This window comes from Streptomyces sp. Wb2n-11 (assembly GCF_001049855.1).
Classification (GTDB): Bacteria; Actinomycetota; Actinomycetes; order Streptomycetales; family Streptomycetaceae; genus Streptomyces; species Streptomyces altiplanensis.
Genome location: NZ_CVPB01000001.1, coordinates 5996673 through 6015514 on the forward strand (window position 1 = coordinate 5996673; position 18842 = coordinate 6015514).

At 70.9% G+C, this 18842-nt stretch carries 19 protein-coding genes; 17 read left to right on the forward strand and 2 right to left on the reverse strand.

What is annotated here, in order from left to right; genetic code table 11:
- The first annotated feature begins 35 nt into the window (after positions 1 to 35).
- Positions 36 to 1406 (forward strand): replication-associated recombination protein A, encoded by a 1371-nt coding sequence (locus tag BN1555_RS27385; RefSeq protein ID WP_093801851.1) that lies wholly within the window; start codon positions 36 to 38, stop codon positions 1404 to 1406.
- A gap of 30 nt (positions 1407 to 1436) precedes the next feature.
- On the opposite strand, the gene BN1555_RS27390 is transcribed toward BN1555_RS27385, so the two are convergent.
- Entirely contained in the window at positions 1437 to 2126 is a 690-nt protein-coding gene (locus BN1555_RS27390; protein WP_093801852.1) for a DUF2470 domain-containing protein, read from the reverse strand.
- Between the two features lie 185 nt (positions 2127 to 2311).
- Between BN1555_RS27390 and rpsD the strand changes: the two genes are divergently transcribed.
- Positions 2312 to 2926 carry a 30S ribosomal protein S4 gene (rpsD, locus tag BN1555_RS27395; RefSeq protein ID WP_028814090.1) on the forward strand — a complete coding sequence of 205 codons (615 nt, stop codon included), beginning with the start codon at positions 2312 to 2314 and terminating at the stop codon, positions 2924 to 2926.
- Between the two features lie 27 nt (positions 2927 to 2953).
- Here the strand turns inward: rpsD and BN1555_RS27400 are convergent, their stop codons facing one another.
- Positions 2954 to 5161, reverse strand: a complete 2208-nt coding sequence (locus BN1555_RS27400; RefSeq protein ID WP_093801853.1) for an ATP-binding protein — start codon at positions 5159 to 5161, stop codon at positions 2954 to 2956.
- Positions 5162 to 5308: 147 nt separating this feature from the next.
- Between BN1555_RS27400 and BN1555_RS27405 the strand changes: the two genes are divergently transcribed.
- The 15 genes from BN1555_RS27405 to nusB all read left to right on the forward strand — a co-directional run bounded on the left by BN1555_RS27405 (position 5309) and on the right by nusB (position 18765).
- Positions 5309 to 5743: a DUF948 domain-containing protein gene (locus tag BN1555_RS27405; RefSeq protein WP_093801854.1), complete on the forward strand. Its 435-nt coding sequence runs from the start codon at positions 5309 to 5311 to the stop codon at positions 5741 to 5743.
- Positions 5744 to 5750: 7 nt separating this feature from the next.
- Positions 5751 to 6062, forward strand: coding sequence for a DUF6167 family protein (locus BN1555_RS27410; protein WP_093801855.1), 312 nt, complete (start codon positions 5751 to 5753; stop codon positions 6060 to 6062).
- Positions 6062 to 8731, forward strand: coding sequence for an alanine--tRNA ligase (gene alaS, locus BN1555_RS27415; protein WP_093801856.1), 2670 nt, complete (start codon positions 6062 to 6064; stop codon positions 8729 to 8731). Before BN1555_RS27410 ends, alaS begins: the two co-directional genes overlap by 1 nt.
- Positions 8731 to 9195, forward strand: a complete 465-nt coding sequence (gene ruvX, locus BN1555_RS27420) for a Holliday junction resolvase RuvX (protein WP_093801857.1) — start codon at positions 8731 to 8733, stop codon at positions 9193 to 9195. Before alaS ends, ruvX begins: the two co-directional genes overlap by 1 nt.
- Before the next feature lie 126 nt (positions 9196 to 9321).
- The gene (mltG, locus tag BN1555_RS27430) at positions 9322 to 10986 is read left to right on the forward strand and encodes an endolytic transglycosylase MltG (RefSeq protein ID WP_093801858.1); all 1665 of its coding nucleotides are present in this window, start codon (positions 9322 to 9324) and stop codon (positions 10984 to 10986) included.
- On the forward strand, positions 10964 to 11806 hold the full coding sequence (locus BN1555_RS27435) for a shikimate dehydrogenase (protein WP_093801859.1): 843 nt from the start codon (positions 10964 to 10966) through the stop codon (positions 11804 to 11806). The genes mltG and BN1555_RS27435 overlap by 23 nt, the downstream gene beginning before the upstream one ends.
- Before the next feature lie 42 nt (positions 11807 to 11848).
- Positions 11849 to 12037, forward strand: a complete 189-nt coding sequence (locus tag BN1555_RS38555) for a hypothetical protein (protein WP_141662889.1) — start codon at positions 11849 to 11851, stop codon at positions 12035 to 12037.
- Positions 12038 to 12165: 128 nt separating this feature from the next.
- A complete protein-coding gene (gene aroC, locus BN1555_RS27440) occupies positions 12166 to 13350 on the forward strand; it encodes a chorismate synthase (RefSeq protein ID WP_093801860.1) in 1185 nt (394 codons plus the stop codon).
- A 38-nt stretch (positions 13351 to 13388) separates the two neighbouring features.
- Positions 13389 to 13871, forward strand: coding sequence for a shikimate kinase (locus BN1555_RS27445; RefSeq protein WP_093803683.1), 483 nt, complete (start codon positions 13389 to 13391; stop codon positions 13869 to 13871).
- Positions 13868 to 14962 carry a 3-dehydroquinate synthase gene (gene aroB / locus BN1555_RS27450; RefSeq protein ID WP_093801861.1) on the forward strand — a complete coding sequence of 365 codons (1095 nt, stop codon included), beginning with the start codon at positions 13868 to 13870 and terminating at the stop codon, positions 14960 to 14962. The genes BN1555_RS27445 and aroB overlap by 4 nt, the downstream gene beginning before the upstream one ends.
- Entirely contained in the window at positions 14959 to 15399 is a 441-nt protein-coding gene (gene aroQ / locus BN1555_RS27455) for a type II 3-dehydroquinate dehydratase (RefSeq protein WP_093801862.1), read from the forward strand. The genes aroB and aroQ overlap by 4 nt, the downstream gene beginning before the upstream one ends.
- A gap of 130 nt (positions 15400 to 15529) precedes the next feature.
- Entirely contained in the window at positions 15530 to 16426 is an 897-nt protein-coding gene (locus tag BN1555_RS27460) for a Pro-rich N-terminal domain-containing protein (protein ID WP_093801863.1), read from the forward strand.
- Positions 16427 to 16586: 160 nt separating this feature from the next.
- Entirely contained in the window at positions 16587 to 17696 is a 1110-nt protein-coding gene (locus BN1555_RS27465) for an aminopeptidase P family protein (RefSeq protein ID WP_093801864.1), read from the forward strand.
- 71 nt (positions 17697 to 17767) lie between these two features.
- Positions 17768 to 18334 (forward strand): elongation factor P, encoded by a 567-nt coding sequence (efp, locus tag BN1555_RS27470; protein ID WP_093801865.1) that lies wholly within the window; start codon positions 17768 to 17770, stop codon positions 18332 to 18334.
- 2 nt (positions 18335 to 18336) lie between these two features.
- Positions 18337 to 18765, forward strand: coding sequence for a transcription antitermination factor NusB (gene nusB / locus BN1555_RS27475; RefSeq protein WP_093801866.1), 429 nt, complete (start codon positions 18337 to 18339; stop codon positions 18763 to 18765).
- Positions 18766 to 18842 lie beyond the last annotated feature (77 nt).

Below are 18842 nucleotides of genomic sequence, written 5' to 3' on the forward strand. Positions count from 1 at the left end.
TCGGCGTTGTCAGTGGGCTGGCATAGGCTTCACGCGTGGAGCCCGACCTGTTCACCGCAGCCGCGGAAGACCGCCAGCTCAAGGATCCGTCCAGCAGCCCCCTGGCCGTACGGATGCGTCCGCGCACCCTCGACGAGGTCGTCGGCCAGCAGCATCTGCTGAAGCCGGGGGCCCCGTTGCGCCGGCTGGTCGGGGAAGGCGGCGGCGGTCCCGCCGGACCCTCCTCGGTGATCCTGTGGGGCCCGCCCGGCATCGGGAAGACCACTCTGGCGTACGTCGTCAGCCTCGCCACCCAGAAGCGCTTCGTCGAACTCTCCGCCATCACCGCCGGTGTCAAGGAAGTGCGGGCCGTCATCGACGGCGCCCGCCGCGCCTCCGGGGGATACGGCAAGGAGACCGTCCTCTTCCTCGACGAGATCCACCGCTTCAGCAAGGCCCAGCAGGACTCGCTGCTGCCCGCCGTCGAGAACCGCTGGGTCACGCTCATCGCGGCGACGACCGAGAACCCGTACTTCTCGGTCATCTCCCCCCTGCTCTCCCGCTCCCTCCTGCTCACGCTGGAATCGCTCACCGACGACGATCTGCGCGCCCTGCTCCACCGGGCCCTCACCGAGGAGCGCGGCCTCGGCGGCGCCCTCACGCTCTCCGGGGACGCCGAGGCGCACCTGCTGCGGATCGCGGGCGGCGACGCCCGGCGCGCCCTGACCGCGCTCGAAGCGGCGGCGGGCGCGGCGATCTCCAAGGGCGAGGAGGAGATCACTCTCGAAACGGTCGAGGAGACGGTCGACCGGGCGGCGGTGAAGTACGACCGCGACGGCGACCAGCACTACGACGTGGCGAGCGCCCTCATCAAGTCCATCCGGGGCTCCGACGTGGACGCCGCTCTGCACTACCTGGCCCGCATGATCGAGGCGGGGGAGGATCCCCGGTTCATCGCGCGGCGGCTGATGATCTCGGCCAGCGAGGACATCGGCCTCGCCGATCCGACCGCCCTGCCGACGGCCGTCGCCGCCGCCCAGGCCGTGGCGATGATCGGCTTCCCGGAAGCCGCCCTCACCCTCAGCCACGCCACGATCGCGCTGGCCCTCGCGCCCAAGTCCAACGCCGCGACGAACGCGATCTTCGCCGCCCAGGCCGACGTACGGAAGGGTCTGGCCGGCCCGGTCCCCGCGCATCTGCGCGACGGCCACTACAAGGGCGCGGCCAAGCTCGGCCACGCGCAGGGCTATGTGTATCCGCACGACGTACCGGGCGCGATCGCCGCCCAGCAGTACGCCCCGGACGCCGTGCACGGCCGGCATTACTACGAACCCACACGCTACGGAGCGGAAGCCCGCTACGCCGACGTCGTCGGGAAGGTGCGCGGCCGGCTGCGCGGTGACGGCCCGTCCGAAGCACGTCCCTGATCCGCCGGCCCGCGCGGGCCGGCGACCGGCTCAGTGCGCGGCCGCCTCGAAGAGCTGGTGCATGGCACGGCGCAGCCCGACGATGTCGCGCACCGGTTCGCGGAAGTCGAACCGCGCGTCGAAGACGCGTCCTGTGGCGCCGCCGCTGAAACGCACCCGCAGCCCGAACCGGTCCATCGCCACGGGCACCGCACTGGTCGTCCCGGCGGCGCGGTCGCCCGCAAGGCCGCACAGCCGCCGCACCTGGTCGCTGTGGGCCGTGTGCAGATGCTGGAGCAGCTCCGCCTCGTGCTCGACGAGCGGATCCGCGGCCGCCGCCGCGAACGCCTCGGCCTCGACCATCCCCGTCCCCCACAGGTCGTCCACGCGCGCCTCGCCGACCTCGAGCCGCAGCAGCATCCGCCCCGGCCCGGCCACCCCGCGTACGCAGGTGAGCCGGCCGGAGACCCGGGCACGGCCGCGGATCCGGTTGGGCACCGAGACCGGTGCGACATCGGTGATCTCCAGCACCACGGCCAGCTCGTCGTCCTGTGCGTGCGTGGCGGCCCGTACGACCGGTGAGTCCGCGGGGAAGACCAGCAGCACTTCACCGTCGGGCCCCACGCTCCGCTCCTGCGGGACCAGCTGTTCGGGGCGGGCCACCACGGGACCGGGGAGAAGCACTACCGCGGAGCAGGTACTCTGTACGAGAGTTCGTGTGCGCTCGGCTGCTGACGGCATCCGCGCGATTTCAAGTCCGCTGGGACGCGGCTGACCACGATCTGATCGGACCTCCGTCGCGTCGACACTTCTGATGTCGGCCTTCTTTGTGTTGTCCGTGACGTGACTGGTGTTCCCCGGACGAGACATGCGATCTCCTTGAGTAAGGTGAGCCTAACCTAACCTACAACGGAGGTCTGGAGAACGTGCCTAACCAGTCGCGTCCCAAGGTCAAGAAGTCCCGTGCGCTCGGCATTGCGCTGACGCCGAAGGCTGTCAAGTACTTCGAGGCCCGCCCCTACCCGCCGGGCGAGCACGGCCGTGGACGCAAGCAGAACTCGGACTACAAGGTCCGTCTGCTCGAGAAGCAGCGTCTGCGCGCCCAGTACGACATCAGCGAGAAGCAGATGGCCCGCGCCTACGACCGCGCCAAGAAGGCCGAAGGCAAGACCGGCGAGGCCCTGGTCATCGAGCTCGAGCGCCGCCTCGACGCCCTCATCCTTCGTTCGGGCATCGCCCGCACGATCTACCAGGCCCGTCAGATGGTCGTGCACGGCCACATCGAGGTCAACGGTGGCAAGGTCGACAAGCCGTCGTTCCGCGTCCGTCCCGACGACGTCGTGATGGTCCGCGAGCGCAGCCGCGAGAAGCACCCCTTCCAGGTTGCCCGCGAGGGTGGCTACGACACCGACGGTGAGACGCCGCGCTACCTCCAGGTGAACCTGAAGGCCCTGGCCTTCCGCCTGGACCGCGACCCGAACCGCAAGGAAATCCCGGTCATCTGCGACGAGCAGCTCGTCGTCGAGTACTACGCCCGCTGATCCAGCGGCCGTAGTCGGGCACGTGCCTCAGCCCGCCGCCTCCTCGTTCCGTACGGAACGGGAGACGGCGGGCTCGCGCGTGTGCGGGGCGCTGATCCCGGGCACGGAGGCCCCGCGCGGCCGGGGCGGGACGGCCGGTGCCGGGCGGGTCGGCCCTTCGAGCGCCCTGGCCACCACCGCGTCCAGGCCGAGCGAGGCGCCCTGGCACCGGAACTTCTCGTACGGGCCGTCGCCCAGGCGCTCGCGCGCCTTCTCCTCGCACAGCGCGTGCGGCATGTTGTAGTACGCCGAACCGAACAGCGGCAGCCCCACCGACGGCCAGATCCGCCCGGCCGCCCCCTGGAGCACCGCCGCCTCCGCCGGGTCGCCCTCATCCAGGGTGACCAGCGCCAGCAGCTCCAGGGCGAGCACCACGCCCAGCAGGTCGTTGAACGTGTGGTTGATGGCCAGGCACTCCGCCAGCAGCTCCCGGGCCCGGTCCGGCCGGCCGTGCGTATGCGCCGCATAGGCCAGGACGTACAGCGCGTACGCGAGGGCCCAGCGCTCCCCGTGGTCCTCGCAGACCGTGGCGACCTCCTCGCAGATCGCGACGGCCTGGGCCAGGTCGCCGCGGAAGGCCACCGCCATCGCCAGCTCGACCTGGGCCATCAGCACATTGCTGTTGAGCTCGCCGATCTCCTCGTACCGTGAGAGGGCGTCGCGCAGCAGCTCCTCCGCCCGCCGCATGTCGTCGGAGACCAGCGCGAGACAGCCCGACCGGTGCACGGCGTACGCCGCCGCGACGGGGTTGGCGCTGAGTTCGGCGCCCTCGCGGCACTCCTGCAGGGCGGCGAGCGCCCCGATCGCGTCGCCCTGGAGTACGGCCACGTAACCCAGCACCCACAGCGCCTTCAGCCGGTGCGGCTCGTGCCTGCTCTCCGCCTCCAGGGCGTGGTCCAGCCAGTGCCGTCCCTCGGACAGGCGTCCGCAGCCGGCCCAGTAGAACCAGAGCGTGCCCGCCAGGTACTGCCCCAGATGCACGTCCTGCGGGTGCTCCAGCGAGTACTCCATCGCCCTGCGCAGATTGGGCAGTTCGCTGTCGACGCGCGCCGCCACCTCGGCCTGCCGGGGACTGAACCACTCCAGTTCGCACCAGGTCGCGAGCCCCAGGTACCAGTCGCGGTGCCTGCGGCACACGCGCTCCGCGTCGCCCATGGCCACCAGCCAGTCGGCGCCGTACTCCCTGACGGTGTCCAGCATCCGGTAGCGGACCCCCGACGCGGTGTCCTCGCGGACCACGACGGACTGCGTGATCAGATCGGTGAGCACATCGAGAACACCGAGGGCGCTTAGGGTACTGTCCCCCGGGAGTTCCGGGCCGCCGCAGACGTACTCGGCCGCCTCCAGGTCGAACTGCCCCGCGAACACCGAAAGCCGTGCCCACAGCAGCCGCTGCTCCGGCGTGCAGAGCTCGTGGCTCCAGCCGATCGCGGTACGCAGCGTCTGGTGGCGGGGGAGGGTGCCCCGGGTGGACCCGGTCAGCAGCCGGAAGCGGTCGTCGAGCCGGTCGAGCAGCTGCTCGACGGAGAGTGCCTTCAGCCGCCCGGCCGCCAGTTCCAGGGCGAGCGGAAGCCCGTCCAGGCGACGGCACAGCTCGTGCACGGTGTCGCGGTTGGCGTCCGTCAGGCGGAAGCCGGGCTGCCCCGCGGCGGCCCGGACGGTGAAGAGCCGGACCGCGTCCGGGCCGGGCATCGGCGGGAGGGGGAAGGTCTGTTCGCCGTCGACGCACAGCGGCAGCCGTCCTGCGGCCAGCACGGTCAGCCCGGGCGCGCGCCGGAGCAGCTCCCTGACCAGCCCGGCGGTGGCGTCGACGAGATGCTCGAAACCGTCGAGCACGAGCAGCAGCCGGCGTTCCGCGAGATGTTCCACCAGCACACTGCGCGGCGGCTTGCTGGTCTGGTCGGTCAGCCCCAGTGCCTCGACGACCGCGTGCTCCAGCAGGCCGGGATCGGCGAGAGCGGACAGTTCGGCGAGCCACGCCCCGTCGCAGTACCGTTCCTGCAGGTCGTTCGCAGCATGCAGCGCGAACCGTGTCTTGCCGACGCCCCCGATCCCGGTCACGGTGATCAGCCGGGTGTCCTCCAGCAGACGGCCGAGCTCGGCCAGCTCCTCGCGCCGCCCGACGAACGGATTCAGCTCCGCCGGAAGGTTGCCGTGCGCAGGGGCTTGGGGGAAGGAACGGGGAGTGCGTCGCATAGAACACGGAGCGTACCGATCCGTAAGCACTCCGTACAATCACCCCGCGTACTCCCGCCCCGTGCGCCCGTAATGCGGTACGGACCCGGAGCCCCGGCGCGATAGGCTCACAGAACGACTTTTCTCACGTACAGGGAGCGGTGCAAAGTGTCCGGTGGAGAGGTGGCCGGCATCCTGGTGGCCGTCTTCTGGGCGATCCTGGTCTCCTTCCTCGCCGTGGTGCTGGTGAGGCTGGCCCAGACCCTCAGGGCGACGACCAAGCTGGTGGCGGACGTGACCGAGCAGGCGGTCCCGCTGCTGGCGGACGCCTCCGCGACCGTCCGGTCCGCGCAGACCCAGCTGGAGCGGGTCGACGCCATCGCGACCGACGTCCAGGAAGTCACCTCCAACGCGTCCGCGCTCTCGACGACCGTCGCGTCCACCTTCGGCGGCCCGCTCGTCAAGGTCGCCGCCTTCGGGTACGGCGTACGCCGGGCGCTCGGCCGTGGCAAGGACGCTCCGGCGGCGGAGCAGCCGTCGCGTCGCACTGTGATCGTCGGCCGGACCGTGCCGTCCGCCCGGCGCAGGAAGCGGAAGGGCTGAAGCCGCAATGTTCCGCCGTACGTTCTGGTTCACCGCGGGTGCCGCAGCCGGTGTGTGGGCCACCACCAAGGTCAACCGCAAGCTCAAGCAGCTGACGCCCGAGAGCCTCGCCGCGCAGGCCGCCGACAAGGCGGTCGAAGCAGGCCACCGGCTCAAGGAGTTCGCGCTCGACGTCAAGGCGGGGATGGCGCAGCGCGAGGCCGAGCTCGGCGAAGCCCTCGGCCTCGACCCGCAGAACGACCCCGCAGCTCTCGAACACCGGCGCTTCGCCGCTCTTGACCACACCAAGCATTCGTACAACCGGAATGAGGACCACTGATGGAGTCGGCTGAAATCCGCCGCCGCTGGCTGCGCTTCTTCGAGGAGCGCGGACACAACGTCGTGCCTTCGGCGTCGCTCATCGCGGACGACCCGACCCTGCTGCTGGTCCCCGCGGGCATGGTGCCCTTCAAGCCGTACTTCCTCGGCGAGGTCAAGCCGCCCGCCCCGCGCGTCACCAGCGTGCAGAAGTGCGTGCGTACGCCGGACATCGAAGAGGTCGGCAAGACCACCCGCCACGGCACGTTCTTCCAGATGTGCGGCAACTTCTCGTTCGGCGACTACTTCAAGGAAGGCGCCATCTCCTACGCCTGGGAGCTGCTCACCAGCTCCGTGGCGGACGGCGGCTTCGGCCTCGACCCCGAGCGTCTGTGGATCACGGTCTACCTCGACGACGACGAGGCCGAGCAGATCTGGCGCGACAAGATCGGCGTACCGGCCGAGCGCATCCAGCGCCTGGGCAAGAAGGACAACTTCTGGTCCATGGGCGTGCCCGGACCGTGCGGCCCGTGCTCCGAGATCAACTACGACCGTGGCCCGGCCTTCGGCGTCGAGGGCGGCCCCGCCGTCAACGACGAGCGGTACGTGGAGATCTGGAACCTGGTCTTCATGCAGTACGAGCGGGGCGCCGGCGACGGCAAGGAGGACTTCCCGATCCTCGGGGACCTGCCGTCGAAGAACATCGACACCGGTCTCGGCCTCGAACGCCTGGCGATGATCCTCCAGGACGTCCAGAACCTCTACGAGATCGACACCTCGATGGTCGTCATCGACAGGGCCACCGAGCTGACCGGTGTCCGGTACGGCGCCGACCACGCCTCGGACGTCTCGCTGCGCGTGGTCACGGACCACATGCGTACGTCGGTGATGCTCATCGGCGACGGCGTCACCCCCGGCAACGAGGGCCGCGGCTATGTGCTGCGCCGCATCATGCGCCGCGCCATCCGCAACATGCGCCTCCTGGGCGCCACCGGCCCCGTCGTCGCCGAGCTCGTCGACACCGTGATCAATTCGATGGGCCAGCAGTACCCGGAGCTCCTGACCGAGCGGAAGCGCATCGAGACCGTCGCCCTCGCCGAGGAGGCCGCCTTCACGAAGGCCCTCAAGGGCGGCACGAACATCCTCGACACGGCGGTTTCGGAAACCAAGGCCGCCGGCGGCAAGGTCCTGCCCGGCGACAAGGCGTTCCTGCTCCACGACACCTGGGGCTTCCCGATCGACCTCACCCTGGAGATGGCCGCCGAACAGGGCCTGTCCGTGGACGAGGACGGCTTCCGCCGCCTGATGAAGGAGCAGCGGGACCGGGCCAAGGCCGACGCCAGGGCCAAGAAGACCGGCCACGCCGACGTCTCCGCCTACCGCGAGGTCGCCGACAACTCCGGCACCACCGAGTTCACCGGCTACACCCACACCGAGGGCGAGTCGACCATCGTCGGCCTGCTCGTCGACGGTCTGCCCTCCCCGGCCGCCACCGAGGGCGACGAGATCGAGGTCATCCTCGACCGCACGCCGTTCTACGCCGAGGGCGGCGGCCAGCAGGCCGACACCGGCCGCATCAAGCTGGACACGGGCGCCGTCATCCAGGTGCGCGACGTACAGCAGCCGGTCCCGGGTGTCTCCGTCCACAAGGGCTCGGTCCAGGTCGGCGAGGTGACCGTGGGCGCCTCCGCCTACGCCGCCATCGACCTGAAGCGCCGGCGTGCCATCGCCCGGGCCCACAGCGCCACGCACCTCACGCACCAGGCACTGCGCGACGCGCTCGGCCCGACCGCCGCCCAGGCCGGTTCGGAGAACGCCCCGGGCCGCTTCCGCTTCGACTTCGGCTCGCCGAACGCCGTACCCGGCACGGTCCTCACCGACGTCGAGCACAAGATCAACGAAGTGCTGGCCCGGGAGCTCGACGTCCAGGCCGAGGTCATGTCCATCGACGAGGCCAAGAAGCAGGGCGCCATCGCGGAGTTCGGCGAGAAGTACGGCGAGCGGGTGCGCGTCGTGACCATCGGCGACTTCTCCAAGGAGCTGTGCGGCGGTACGCACGTCCACAACACCGCCCAGCTGGGTCTGGTGAAGCTGCTCGGCGAGTCGTCGATCGGCTCGGGCGTGCGGCGCATCGAGGCCCTGGTCGGCGTGGACGCGTACAACTTCCTGGCCCGTGAGCACACGGTCGTCGCCCAGCTCCAGGAGCTGGTCAAGGGCCGTCCCGAGGAGCTGCCGGAGAAGATCTCCGGGATGCTCGCCAAGCTCAAGGACGCCGAGAAGGAGATCGAGAAGTTCCGCGCGGAGAAGGTCCTCCAGGCCGCCGCCGGTCTCGCATCCGGCGCCAAGGACGTACGCGGCGTCGCCGTCGTCACCGGCCAGGTGCCCGACGGCACGTCGGCCGACGACCTGCGCAAGCTCGTCCTGGACGTACGCGGCCGCATCCCGGCCGACCGCCCGACGGTCGTGGCCCTCTTCACCACCGCCAACGGCCGCCCGCTGACGGTCATCGCCACCAACGAGGCCGCCCGCGAGCGCGGTCTCAAGGCCGGCGAGCTGGTCCGTACGGCCGCCAAGACCCTCGGCGGCGGCGGTGGCGGGAAGCCGGACGTCGCCCAGGGCGGCGGCCAGAACCCGGAGGCCATCGGCGACGCCGTGGCCGCCGTCGAGCGCGCCGTCGGCGAGAGCGCCTGATGCGACGCGGCCGCCGCCTCGCGATCGACGTCGGGGACGCCCGGATCGGGGTCGCCTCGTGCGACCCCGACGGGGTCCTCGCCACTCCGGTGGAGACCGTGCCGGGACGTGACGTCCCGGCCGCCCACCGGCGGTTGAAGCAGCTCGTCGAGGAGTACGAACCGATCGAGGTCGTGGTCGGCCTCCCTCGCTCCCTCAGTGGGGGCGAGGGTCCGGCGGCGGTCAAGGTCCGCGTCTTCGTCCAGGAGCTCGCTCGCTCCGTCGCACCCGTTCCGGTACGACTGGTGGACGAGAGGATGACCACAGTGACGGCCAGTCAGGGCCTGCGCGCTTCGGGTGTGAAGTCCAAGAAGGGCCGGTCTGTCATCGACCAGGCGGCGGCTATTGTCATTCTTCAGAACGCTCTTGAGGCCGAACGGGTCTCAGGCAATCCCCCGGGCGAGGGCGTCGAAGTGGTTGTCTGATCGCGATACGGTAACGTTCCGCGCGATGCGGCGGTGTTCGAACAGCTTCCGCACAAAGAAGAGGCGGAACGGTTGCCACGCCCCAGCGCGAAGCAGCCGCCGCCTCGCGGCACACTATGGGGTTTGATGACTGAGTATGGCCGGGGCGCAGGCCACGAACCGTGGCATCCCGAGGACCCGTTGTACGGGGACCAGGGGTGGGCAGGACAGCAGGCCGCCCACGGCCAGGGTCCGTACGGCGACCAGGCGCAGCCGCAGCACTACCAGCAGCAGCCGCAACCACCGCAGCAGCCGTACTACGACGGCCGGCAGTACCAGCCGCAGCACCAGCAGCCCGGATACCCGGAGCAGGAGCACTACGGCAATGACGGCGGCTGGGACACCGGCGGACACCAGCCGCAGGAGCCGGTGCCGTACGGCATGAACCCGGCGGCCGACCCCTACACCGGCCAGCAGCCCGGCTACGGCGGCGGCGAGAGCCCCGACTACTACGCCGCACCGGACGCGTACCCCCCGCCGCAGCCCCCGGGCCGGCGCGGCCCCGAGCCGGAGCAGGCCCCCGAGCGGACCCCGGAGCCCGAGCCGGAAGCATCCGAGGAGCACCCCTTCTTCACGGGTGGCGACGCCGGTGACGACGACGAGCCCGACGAGCCGCGCGAGTCCCGCCGCGGCCGGGGCGGCGACCGGCGCGGCGGAAAATCCAAAAAGAAGAAGAGCCGCAACGGCACGGCGTGTCTCATCGTCGCGGTGGTCCTGGTCGGCGGCGTGGGCGGCATCGGCTACTTCGGCTACCAGTTCTGGCAGAACCAGTTCGGCGCGCCCGAAGACTATGCGGGCAAGGGGTCCGGTCCCACTCAGGTGGAGATCCCCCAGGGCGCCGGCGGTTACGAAATCGGCAGCCTCCTGGAAAAGGCCGGCGTGGTCAAGAGCCAGGGCGCCTTTGTCGCCGCTCAGAACAGGAACCCGCAGGGCAAGAACATCCAGGCGGGGGTGTACACCCTCAACAAGAAGATGTCCGCGGACAATGCTGTCTCGGAAATGCTCAAGCCGAGCAGCCGCAATGCCTTGATCATTCCCGAGGGCAGGCGCAACGCGTGGGTGTATGAGGAGATCGACAAGCGTCTGGAAGCGAAACCCGGGACGACCGAGGCCGTCGCGAAAAAGGATGCCGAGAGTCTCGGCCTGCCTCAATGGGCGATCAATCACCCGAATGTCAAGGACCCGCTGGAGGGCTTCCTTTTCCCCGCGAGCTATCCGGTCGCGAAGAACGCGAAGCCTGCAGATGTGCTCAAGAAGATGGTCGCCCGCGCCAACGCGGAATACGAAAAGCTCGACCTGGAGGCGAACTCCAAGTCGCTCGGCCTGAAGGGGCCCTGGGAACTCCTTACCGTCGCCAGCCTCGTTCAGGTCGAAGGCAAGACGGACGATGATTTCCGCAGGATGGGCGAGGTGATCTACAACCGCCTCAAGCCCACCAACACGGAGACGAACCAGCTGCTCCAGTTCGACTCCGCCTTCAATTACCTGAAGGGGCAGAGCGAGATCGAGATCAGCGAGTCGGAGATCAACAGAAACCAGGACCCGTACAACACGTACACCCAGAAGGGCCTCACCCCCGGGCCCATCAGCAACCCGGGTGCTGAAGCCCTGGCCGCCGCGCTCGAGCCGACGCAGGACGGCTGGATGTACTTCGTGGCGACCGACGGCCGGCACAAGACGGAATTCGCCAAGACTCACGACGATTTCCTGAAGCTCAAGGAAAAGTTCAATGAAAACAAGGGCAGTGAATGACGTCCGCAGGGCGGCGGTCCTCGGCTCGCCCATCGCGCACTCCCTCTCGCCCGTGCTGCACCGCGCCGCGTACGAGGAGCTGGGCCTGACCCACTGGTCGTACGACCGCTTCGAAGTGGACGAGGCCGCCCTCCCCGGCTTCTTCACGGAGCTCGGCCCGTCCTGGGCCGGGCTGTCCCTGACCATGCCGCTCAAGCGGGCCGTCATGCCGCTGCTCGACGAGGTCAGCGAGACGGCGGCCTCCGTGGAGGCGGTCAACACCGTCGTCTTCGCGGAGGACGGCCGGCGCCTCGGTGACAACACCGACATCCCGGGCATGATCGCCGCACTGAACGAGCGTGGCATCGAGAAGGTCGACTCCGCCGCCGTCCTCGGCGCGGGAGCCACCGCCTCGTCCGCGCTCGCCGCCCTCTCCCGTCTGTGCGCGGGCCCGGTCACCGCGTACGTCCGCAGCTCCGCCCGCGCCGACGAGATGAGGCAGTGGGGCGAACGGCTCGGAGTCGACGTACGCGTCGCCGACTGGGCGCAGGCGGCGCGGGCGTTCGACGCGCCGCTCGTCGTCGCCACCACCCCGGCCGGCACCACCGACGCCCTCGCGCAGGCCGTCCCCGACCGTCCCGGCACCCTCTTCGACGTCCTGTACGACCCCTGGCCGACCGCACTCGCCGCCGCCTGGTCGGCGCGCGCCGGCGCTGTCGTCGGCGGCCTCGACCTGCTCGTACACCAGGCCGTGCTCCAGGTGGAGCAGATGACGGGCTGCGCCACCGCGCCGCTCGCCGTGATGCGGACTGCCGGGGAACGAGCGCTCGCCGCCCCTTAGGACCTGCGGAGAAGCGCGGGTCACAACCGAGAGCATTCGATCATGAGCATGGCTATGGAGCGGACCCTGGCGGCGCCGGACCTGCTGAAAGCGGCGCTGCACTTCCTGCCGGACTGGCTGCGCGCAGCCCTCGGCGCGGCCGTTCTGCTCCTGTTGCTCGTGACCGGCGCCCGCGGGCTGCGGCGCGCCGCGGCGGTTCGCAGGCTCAGGCCACGGCGTCCCGCACACTGAGAAGGCCGTCCGTCTGCTGGACCGGGGGCCGGTCGAGCGCCCGGTCGTGGGAGGATCGGGGATGGCGGGCCAGGGCCGCGCACCCGGTCGCGCCGTTGCAGTTCCAGGCGCGAGCATGAGGAGCACCGTTGAGCAGGTTGCGCTGGCTGACCGCGGGAGAATCCCACGGCCCCGCACTCGTCGCGACGCTGGAGGGCCTTCCCTCCGGTGTCCCCCTCACCACGGAGATGGTGGCGGACGCGCTGGCCCGGCGGCGGCTCGGCTATGGACGCGGCGCGCGCATGAAGTTCGAGCAGGACGAGGTCACCTTCCTCGGCGGCGTACGGCACGGGCTGACCATGGGCGGCCCCGTCGCGATCATGGTGGGCAACACCGAGTGGCCCAAGTGGGAGAAGGTCATGTCGGCCGATCCGGTCGACCCCGAGGAGCTGGCCAAGCTCGCGCGCAACGCGCCGCTGACCCGCCCCCGTCCCGGCCACGCCGACCTCGCCGGCATGCAGAAGTACGCGCTGGACGAGGCCCGGCCGGTCCTGGAGCGCGCGAGCGCCCGGGAGACCGCCGCCCGCGTCGCGCTGGGCACCGTCGCCCGGTCGTACCTGAAGCAGACCACCGGTGTCGAGATCGTGTCGCACGTGGTGGAGCTGGCCGCGGCCAAGGCGCCGTACGGCGTGCTGCCCGTGCCCGCCGACGAGGCGAAGCTCGACGAGGACCCCGTGCGCTGCCTGGACGCGGACGCGTCGAAGGCGATGGTGGCCGAGATCGACCAGGCCCACAAGGACGGCGACACGCTGGGTGGAGTGGTCGAGGTGCTGGCGTACAACGTGCCCGTCGGACTCGGGTCGTTCGTGCACTGGGACCGTCGCCTCGATGCCCGGCTGGCCGCCGCGCTGATGGGCATTCAGGCCATCAAGGGCGTCGAGGTCGGCGACGGCTTCGACCTCGCGCGCGTGCCCGGTTCCAAGGCGCACGACGAGATCGTGCCGACCGCCGAGGGCGTACGCCGCACCTCCGGGCGCGCCGGCGGTACCGAGGGCGGCATGTCCACCGGTGAACTGCTGCGCGTACGGGCCGCCATGAAGCCCATCGCCACCGTGCCGCGCGCGCTCGCCACCATCGACACCGCCACCGGCGAGGTCGCGGCCGCGCACCACCAGCGCTCCGACGTGTGCGCCGTGCCCGCCGCCGGGATCGTGGCCGAGGCCATGGTCGCGCTGGTCCTCGCGGACGCCGTCGCGGAGAAGTTCGGCGGCGACAGCGTCGGCGAGACCCGGCGCAACGTGCGGAGCTACCTCGACAACCTGGTCGTCCGGTGACCCAGGCAGACGGCCCCCTGGTCGTGCTCGTCGGACCCATGGGGGTCGGCAAGTCCACCGTCGGCGAGATCCTCGCCGAGCGGCTGAACGTGCCGTACCGGGACACGGACGCCGACATCGTCGAGGCCGAGGGCCGGCCGATCGCCGAGATCTTCGTCGACGAGGGCGAGGCGCACTTCCGTGAGCTGGAGCGGCAGGCCGTACGGACCGCCCTCGCCGAGCACCCGGGCGTCCTCGCGCTCGGCGGCGGGGCGGTCATGGACGACGGCACCCGGGCGGCCCTGGCAGGGCGGCCCGTCGTCTACCTCTCCATGAACGTCACCGAGGCGATCAAGCGCGTCGGGCTGAACACCGCGCGTCCGCTGCTGGCCGTCAACCCGCGCCAGCAGTGGAAGCAGCTGATGGAAGCACGCCGTCACCTGTACGCCGAGGTGGCCGACGCGGTCGTCGAGACCGACGACCGCACCCCCGAAGAGGTCGCCCAGGCGGTCCTCGACGCACTCGAATTGAAGGAAGCATGACGGAGCAGGCAGTCACCCGTATCCAGATCGGCGGCAGTGAGGGCGCGGAGCCCTACGAGGTGCTGGTCGGCCGGCAGCTGCTCGGTGAGCTCCCCGGGCTGATCGGCGACCGGGCCCGGCGCGTCGCCGTCCTGCACCCCGAAGCACTCGCCGGCACCGGCGACGCGATCCGTGAGGATCTCGCGAGCCAGGGCTACGAGGCCATCGCGATCCAGCTGCCGAACGCCGAGGAGTCCAAGACCGTCGAGGTGGCGGCGTACTGCTGGAAGGCGCTCGGGCAGACCAACTTCACGCGCACCGACGTGATCGTCGGGGTCGGCGGCGGCGCCACCACCGACGTGGCCGGATTCGTCGCGGCCACCTGGCTGCGCGGGGTGCGCTGGATCGCCGTACCGACGACCGTGCTCGGCATGGTCGACGCGGCCGTCGGCGGCAAGACGGGCATCAACACCGCCGAGGGCAAGAACCTCGTCGGCGCCTTCCACCCGCCGGCCGGGGTGCTGTGCGACCTGGCCGCGCTGGACTCGCTGCCGGTCAACGACTACATCAGCGGCCTCGCCGAGATCATCAAGGCGGGCTTCATCGCCGACCCGGCGATCCTCGACCTGATCGAGGAGGACCCGGCGGCGGCCCGCACGCCCGAGGGACCGCACACCGCCGAGCTGATCGAGCGCGCGATCCGGGTCAAGGCCGACGTCGTGTCGAGCGACCTGAAGGAATCCGGTCTGCGCGAGATCCTGAACTACGGTCACACGCTGGCGCACGCCATCGAGAAGAACGAGCGCTACAACTGGCGCCACGGCGCCGCCGTCTCCATCGGCATGGTCTTCGCCGCCGAACTCGGCCGTCTCGCCGGCCGTCTGGACGACGCGACCGCCGACCGGCACCGCACGGTGCTGGAATCGGTCGGGCTGCCGCTCGCCTACCGCGGCGACCAGTGGCCCAAGCTCCTGGAGAACATGAAGGTCGACAAGAAGTCGCGCGGCAACCTGCTGCGCTTCATCGTCCTCGACGGTCTCGCCAAGCCGACCGTGCTCGAAGGCCCGGACCCGGCGGTGCTGCTCGCCGCGTACGGCGAGGTGTCCAAGTGACGCGACGGGTCTACGTCCTCAACGGCCCCAACCTCGGCCGGCTCGGCTCGCGCGAGCCCGAGGTGTACGGCGCGACGTCGTACGCCGGGCTCGTCGAGGAGTGCGGACGGCTCGGCAAGGAACTCGGTTTCGACGTCGACGTACGCGAGACCAATGACGAGGGCGAGCTGATCCGCTGGCTCCACGAGGCGGCGGACGGGTCAATTCCGGTCGTTATCAACCCGGGAGCCTTCACGCACTACTCGTACGGAATGAGGGACGCGGCGGCCCAGCGCACCGCGCCGCTCATCGAGGTGCACATCTCGAACCCGTACACACGTGAGGAATTCCGGCACACCTCGGTGGTCGCCGCCGTCGCCAGCGGTACGATCGCGGGCTTCGGCATCGGCTCGTACCGGCTCGCCCTGCGGGCCCTGGCCGAGGAACTCGGCGGCTGACAGGGCACTCTGGACCTGCCCCGGCCGTTCACATCAACGCGGCAGGGGCAGGTACCTTTCGGTAGGCCCGGGCCTGCCGAAACCGCCCTGGCCCAGTACGAGTCGCCTGTACGAGACGGAGTGGCACCGGATGCAGCACGCAGTGGGGGCTCCGCTGCCACCGCCCCACAGGCCCGGCGTCGGATGGACGCACGGCGCCCCGCACCCCGCAGGCCCCCCCGTCGGGCCACCGGCGCCCCAGGGGCCTCCGCAAGCCCCTGGAGCCCCGGGAACCGCCCCCGGCGGCCCGCAGGACCACGGACCCGGCCACGCGCCCGCCCACGCTCCGGCCCCCGGCTGGAGCGGCCCGGCCCCGCAGCACACGCCGGGGCCGCCGGCCCGGGACGTCACCGGACACATCCAGCTGCCGCCCGGCGGACCGGTCCCCGTTCCCGCGCCGCCGCCCGCCGCCGCGCCCACGGACACCGGGAGCACGACGCTGGCGGTGCTGCTCATCGGCCCCGCGGGCGCGGGCAAGACGACCGTGGCCAAGCACTGGGCCGGGCACCGCCGGGTGCCGACCGCGCACATCAGCCTCGACGACGTACGCGAATGGGTCTGCTCGGGATTCGCCGACCCGCAGTCCGGCTGGAACGACCAGTCCGAGGCCCAGTACCGCCTCGCCCGCCGCACCTGCGGCTTCGCCGCCCGCAACTTCCTGGCCAACGGCATCTCGTGCATCGTCGACGACGCCGTCTTCCCGGATCGTCCCGTCGTCGGGCTCGGCGGCTGGAAGCGCCACGTGGGGCCCGGGCTGCTGCCGGTGGTCATACTCCCCGGCCTGGAGATCGTGCTGGAGCGCAACGCCCAGCGCAGCGGCAACCGGCGCCTGTCGGACGAGGAGGTGGCCCGTATCCACGGCCGGATGGCCGGCTGGTACGGCTCGGGGCTGCCGATCATCGACAACTCGCAGTACGACGTGGAGACCACGGCCCGCGTACTGGACGAGGTGCTGGCCCGCTCCATAGCCAGCCCGCCGGCCTGGTAGGGCCGGGGCGGCGCCGCGCGACGGCCGGACAGCCCCCCACGGCCGGGCCGCTGAACCGCGCTGCCGGGCCGCCGGGCCGCTGAACCGCGCTGCCGGGCCGCGCCGCCCGGTCGGACGCGCTGAAGCGGCCGGGAGGCCGCTCCGCTCGTAGGCTCGGAACATGTCAGAGCTGTATGCGGCCCGCCGCGGCCGGCTGCGCGACCAGTGCGGCGCCGCGGCCGGCAGCGGCGCCGCACTGGTCTCACGCCCCGCCAATGTCCGCTATCTCGCGGGCGGGGCGCCGCCCGGCGCCGTGCTGCTGCTCGGGCCGGACGAGGACGTGCTGATCTGCCCCCGTACGCCGGTCGCCGATCCGGCGGACGGCCGTCCCGACGAACAGCTGCGGACCACGGTCCTGCCGGAGCCGGACGGCGACACCGTCGTCGCGGCGGCCGGGACGGCCGCGGCGGCCGGCGCGGAGTCCCTGGCCGTCGAGGAGCACCACCTGACCGTCGCCAGGCACCGGGCGCTCGGCTCGGTCGCGCCGCGACTGCGCCTGGGCGACCTCGCCGGCGCGGTCGAGCAGCTGCGGATCGTCAAGGACGAGGAGGAGATCGCGTGCCTGCGGATCGCGGCCGAGATCACCGACCAGGCCCTCGGTGAGCTGCTCGAATCGATCCTGGTCGGCCGTACGGAGCGGCACCTCGCGCTGGAGCTCGAACGCCGCCTGGTCGACCACGGCGCGGACGGGTCCGCCTTCCCCACCTCGGTGGCCACCGGGCCGAACTCGGGCCTGCGCAGGCACCGGCCGTCGGACCGGCGGGTCGAGGAAGGTGATTTTCTCTCCGTCTGCCTCGGCGCCAACTACCGCGGCTACCGCTGTGAGATCGGCCGTACCTTCGTCATCGGCACGACGCCCGCCGACTGGCAGATCGAGCTGTACGACGTCGTATTCGCCGCTCAGCGGGCAGGCCGGGAGGCTCTCGTGCCGGGAGCCGAGTACCGCGAAGTCGACCGTGCGGCACGCCAGGTACTGGCCGCGGCGGGCCACGGTGAGGCCGTCGCACCGCGGACCGGGCACGGTGTCGGGCTCGAAATAGAGGAGGACCCGCAGCTTGCACCTGGGACCATGGGTAAACTGGACGCTTGTGTGCCGGTCACCGTCGAACCGGGGGTCCACCTCCCGGGCCGGGGCGGTGTCCGGATCGATGACACGCTCGTCGTGCGCCCCGAGGCGGACGGCGGACCCGAGCTACTCACCATCACGACCAAGGAGCTGCTCGCGCTGTAGCCGTGAGCCGCAGCGCGACCCCCGAGGTCACCGCAGCCCCACCAGCCTTCAGTCCAGGAGATTCCGCAACCGTGGCTTCCACGAACGACCTCAAGAACGGCATGGTGCTCAAGCTCGACGGGGGCCAGCTCTGGTCCGTCGTCGAGTTCCAGCACGTCAAGCCCGGCAAGGGCCCTGCCTTCGTGCGCACCAAGCTCAAGAACGTGCTGTCCGGCAAGGTGGTCGACAAGACCTTCAACGCCGGCGTCAAGGTCGAGACGGCCACCATTGACCGGCGTGACATGCAGTTCTCGTACATGGACGGCGAGTACTTCGTCTTCATGGACATGGACACCTACGACCAGCTGATGGTCGACCGCAAGGCCGTCGGCGACGCCGCCAACTTCCTGGTCGAGGGCTTCACCGCCTCGGTCGCGCAGCACGAGGGCGAGGTGCTCTACGTCGAGCTCCCGGCCGCCGTCGAGCTCACCGTCCAGCACACCGACCCGGGTGTCCAGGGCGACCGCTCCACCGGTGGCACCAAGCCCGCCACGCTGGAGACCGGCCACGAGATCCAGGTCCCGCTCTTCATCACCACCGGTGAGAAGATCAAGGTCGACACCCGCACGAGCGATTACCTCGGCCGGGTGAACAGCTAACCGTGGCTGCCCGGAACACGGCGCGCAAGCGCGCCTTCCAGATCCTCTTCGAGGCCGACCAGCGCGGCGAGCCCGTGCAGACGGTCCTCGCGGACTGGATGCGGCACGCCAGGACCGACACCCGCCAGCCGCCGGTCAGCGAGTACACGATGCAGCTCGTCGAGGGGTACGCCGAACACGCGGACCGCATCGAGGACCTCATCGCGACGTACGCGGTCGACTGGGAGATCGACAGGATGCCGGTCGTCGACCGGAACCTCCTGCGGCTCGGCACGTACGAGCTGGTGTGGATGGACGAGACACCCGACGCGGTGGTGATCGACGAGGCGGTGCAACTCGCCAAGGAGTTCTCCACGGACGAGTCCCCGTCCTTCGTGAACGGCCTCCTCGGCCGCTTCAAGGACCTCAAGCCGAATCTGCGTCGCGGATAGGCTCGGGCCGGGATTTATTCAACGGCTGAAAGGGCCCGCGGCACGCTTTTGAGCATGCCGCGGGCCCTTTCGTCGCG

Excerpts from the sequence above, each read along its gene's own strand:
- BN1555_RS27390 (WP_093801852.1), bottom strand. The coding sequence starts at position 2,126 with ATGCCGTCAGCAGCCGAGCGCACACGAACTCTCGTACAGAGTACCTGC.
- BN1555_RS27400 (WP_093801853.1), bottom strand. The coding sequence starts at position 5,161 with ATGCGACGCACTCCCCGTTCCTTCCCCCAAGCCCCTGCGCACGGCAAC.
- BN1555_RS27410 (WP_093801855.1), top strand. The coding sequence starts at position 5,751 with ATGTTCCGCCGTACGTTCTGGTTCACCGCGGGTGCCGCAGCCGGTGTG.
- alaS (WP_093801856.1), top strand. The coding sequence starts at position 6,062 with ATGGAGTCGGCTGAAATCCGCCGCCGCTGGCTGCGCTTCTTCGAGGAG.
- ruvX (WP_093801857.1), top strand. The coding sequence starts at position 8,731 with ATGCGACGCGGCCGCCGCCTCGCGATCGACGTCGGGGACGCCCGGATC.
- mltG (WP_093801858.1), top strand. The coding sequence starts at position 9,322 with ATGACTGAGTATGGCCGGGGCGCAGGCCACGAACCGTGGCATCCCGAG.
- BN1555_RS27435 (WP_093801859.1), top strand. The coding sequence starts at position 10,964 with ATGAAAACAAGGGCAGTGAATGACGTCCGCAGGGCGGCGGTCCTCGGC.
- BN1555_RS38555 (WP_141662889.1), top strand. The coding sequence starts at position 11,849 with ATGAGCATGGCTATGGAGCGGACCCTGGCGGCGCCGGACCTGCTGAAA.
- BN1555_RS27445 (WP_093803683.1), top strand. The coding sequence starts at position 13,389 with ATGGGGGTCGGCAAGTCCACCGTCGGCGAGATCCTCGCCGAGCGGCTG.
- aroB (WP_093801861.1), top strand. The coding sequence starts at position 13,868 with ATGACGGAGCAGGCAGTCACCCGTATCCAGATCGGCGGCAGTGAGGGC.
- BN1555_RS27460 (WP_093801863.1), top strand. The coding sequence starts at position 15,530 with ATGCAGCACGCAGTGGGGGCTCCGCTGCCACCGCCCCACAGGCCCGGC.
- BN1555_RS27465 (WP_093801864.1), top strand. The coding sequence starts at position 16,587 with ATGTCAGAGCTGTATGCGGCCCGCCGCGGCCGGCTGCGCGACCAGTGC.